Origin of the sequence: Spirillospora sp. NPDC029432, assembly GCF_040703975.1 — a bacterium.
Classification (GTDB): domain Bacteria; phylum Actinomycetota; class Actinomycetes; order Streptosporangiales; family Streptosporangiaceae; genus Spirillospora.
Genome location: NZ_JBEZWH010000148.1, coordinates 1 through 2,748, shown reverse-complemented (window position 1 = coordinate 2,748; position 2,748 = coordinate 1). Strand labels below are relative to the sequence as shown.

4 protein-coding genes are annotated in these 2,748 nt (G+C 73.3%); all 4 read right to left on the bottom strand.

Going from position 1 to position 2,748, the window contains the following annotated elements; translation table 11 throughout:
• Positions 1 to 1,185 (bottom strand): cytochrome P450 (locus AB0881_RS41730; protein ID WP_366626450.1); only part of this gene is annotated, 1,185 nt, incomplete at its 3' end.
• 98 nt (positions 1,186 to 1,283) lie between these two features.
• Positions 1,284 to 1,880: an ATP/GTP-binding protein gene (locus AB0881_RS41725; RefSeq protein ID WP_366626449.1), complete on the bottom strand. Its 597-nt coding sequence runs from the start codon at positions 1,878 to 1,880 to the stop codon at positions 1,284 to 1,286.
• Complete coding sequence (locus tag AB0881_RS41720; RefSeq protein ID WP_366626448.1) at positions 1,858 to 2,211, bottom strand: DUF742 domain-containing protein; 354 nt, start codon at positions 2,209 to 2,211, stop codon at positions 1,858 to 1,860. The genes AB0881_RS41725 and AB0881_RS41720 overlap by 23 nt, the downstream gene beginning before the upstream one ends.
• Positions 2,208 to 2,627 carry a roadblock/LC7 domain-containing protein gene (locus AB0881_RS41715; RefSeq protein ID WP_366626447.1) on the bottom strand — a complete coding sequence of 140 codons (420 nt, stop codon included), beginning with the start codon at positions 2,625 to 2,627 and terminating at the stop codon, positions 2,208 to 2,210. Before AB0881_RS41715 ends, AB0881_RS41720 begins: the two co-directional genes overlap by 4 nt.
• Between the last annotated feature and the right edge of the window lie 121 nt (positions 2,628 to 2,748).

Genomic DNA, 2,748 nt, shown 5'->3' with positions numbered 1-2,748 from the left:
GGGGTTCATCTCGCCGCACTCACTTTTCGGCGAGGAGCTTGGTGACGAGCGGGGAGAGCTTGGAGTACGTGGTGGCGCCGATGATCCGGGCGGCCGCCAGCGCAGCTCCTCGGCCGGGACCGCCGGCTCCAGGTCCGGGATCCGGTCCAGGAGCCTCTCGATGGCCACCGACGCGATGAGCCGGGCGTGGTTCTTGGCCGGGCAGGTGTGCGCGCCGGCGCCCCAGGCCAGGTGCGCGCGGTTGCCGGCGCGGTGGGCGGAGGCGCGGGTGGGGTCGGTGTTGGCGGCGGCGTAGCTGATGACGACCGGCCGGTCGGCCGGCAGCCGGGTGCCGGCGAAGTCCACGTCCCGCACCGGGTAGGTGGCGCCGTAGTTGGCCATCGGCGGATCGGTCCAGAGGATCTCGTCGAGGGCGTCCTCGATCTGGAGGTTGCCCCCGGACAGGTCGCCGGCGAAGCGGTCGTCGGTCAGCAGCAGCCGCAGCCCGTTGGCGATGAGGTTCTGCTGCGGCTCGGTGCCGGCGCCCATCAGCACTACGAGCTGGTGCGCCATCTCCTCGTCGGTCAGCCCCACCGGGTGCGCCATCATCCACGACGTCACGTCCGCGCCGGGCCGCTCCCGCTTCAGCCGCACCAGGTCGACGACGCCCTGCGTGAGGACGGCGTTGGCCTCCTCCGCGTGCTCGATCTCGAAGATGCCGCTCATCCCGTACACGAGCCGGTCGCCGATCTCCGGCGGGCAGCCGAACATCTCGTTGAACACCAGCAGCGGCAGCGCCCGCGCGTACTGGCCGACCAGGTCGGCCTCGCCCGCGCCGGCGAACGCGTCCAGCAGCCGGTCGGCGCCGTCCTCGACGTACTCGCGCAGCGCGATCGTGTCGACCCGCGCCAGCGCGTCGTTGATCGGCGCGCGCAGCCGGGCGTGGTACTCGCCGTCGGTGAACAGCGCGTTCGGCCGGTAGCCCATCATCGGCAGCACCGGGCAGCCGGCCGGGACGGTCTTCTCCCACCGGCTCGGGTTCTTGGGGAACGTCGCCGCGTCGCGCAGCACCTCCAGCGCCGCGTCGTACCCGACGACGAGGGTGGCCTCGACGCCCGGCGCGAGCTCCACCGGGGCCAGCGGCCCGTGCGCGCGCATCTCGTCGTAGAGCGCCTGCGGGTCGGCGGCGAAGTCGTCGCCGTACATGGGGACCCGCTCGCGCGGAGCGCGGGAGTGCGACGCCGCGGGCCTCGAAGGGGGCGATGGATGCGAAGAGGGAGTAGGGGGCGAGGGTGGCTCGGCCGTCACGCGGGCTCCTGTTCCAGGGTCAGCAGGTGGTCGACGAGGGTGATGAGCGCCTCGGCCGAGGACCGGTGGTCGCGCGCGTCGCACATGACCAGCGGCGTGTCGGGCAGCAGGTCCAGCGCCTCCCGGACCTCGGACTCGGGGAAGACGGGCGAGGTGTCGAACTGGTTGACGGCCACCGCGTACGGCAGCCGGTGCGTCTCGACCATGTCCATGACCTCGAACGACTGCTCCAGCCGTTCGGTGTCGACCAGGATCAGCGCGCCGAGGGCGCCGCGCGCCAGGTCGCTCCACATCTGCTTGAAGCGCTGCTGGCCCGGCGTGCCGAACATGTACAGCACCAGGCGCTCGTTCAGGGTGAGCCGGCCGAAGTCCATGGCCACCGTCGTGGTGGTCTTGTCCCGGACCCCGGCCAGGTCGTCGACGACCGCGCCGGCCTGGGTCATGCGCTCCTCGGTGCGCAGCGGGCGGATCTCCGACATCGTGCCGACGAACGTGGTCTTGCCGACCGCGAAGTGGCCCACGATCAGCAGCTTGACCGCGGTGCGCACGCTGTCGGGCAGGTACGACGCCTCAGAGGCGGGCGCGGAGTCCATCGAGCACCTCCTGCAGGATCTCGGTCCGGGTGGGCCGCGCCGCCGGCGCCGCCGCCCGGGTGGTGACGTGGCCGCTGTCCATGAGGTCCGACAACAGGACCCGGGCGACCCCGACCGGCAGCCGCAGATGGCCGGCGATCTCGACCACCGACAGCGCGCCGCCGCGGCACAGCGTCACGATGGCGCGCTGCTCGGGGCTGAGCCCGGCCAGCTGGTCGCTGACGGCCACCACCAGCGTCACCAGGTCGAAGACGTTGCGGGAGGGGTGCGCCCGCCCGCCGGTCACCACGTGCGGCCGGACGAGGGCGCGCTCGTTCCGCCGCGGTGTCATGCGGCGGGACCGTGCCGCGGCGGGGTGGACAGCTCCTTGCCCAGGCGCTGCACCAGCTCCTGCAGCCGGAACGACACCGTCTCCATGTCGACCCGCTGGGTCGCGGAGACGGCGAGGTAGGCGCCGGGCCCGGCCGCGACGAGGAACACGTACCCGTCGTCGAACTCGGTCACCGTCTGCCGCCAGGTGGTGTCGGGGTCGCCGCAGAACTCGGCCGACGCCCGCGCCAGGGACTGCAGCCCCGACATCCCGGCCGCCTGCCGTTCGGCGTCGTCGCGCCCGATGCGCTCGGAGTGGGCCATCAGCAGCCCGTCGGCCGACAGCAGGATCCCGTACCGGGTCTCCGGCATGCGCAGCGCCTCGTCGAGCATCCAGCCCAGCTTGTTGTCGGCCGGATCGCGGATCGCCTGGTTCATCGCGGCTGGTCCTCTCCATGTCCGTCGGGACGTGCGTGGGGCGTTGCCGGGGGCGCTCCGGCCGCGGTGGGCGCCGCCGGGCCCTCGCCGCCGGGCGGGGGAGCGGCGCGGCCGGAGCGGG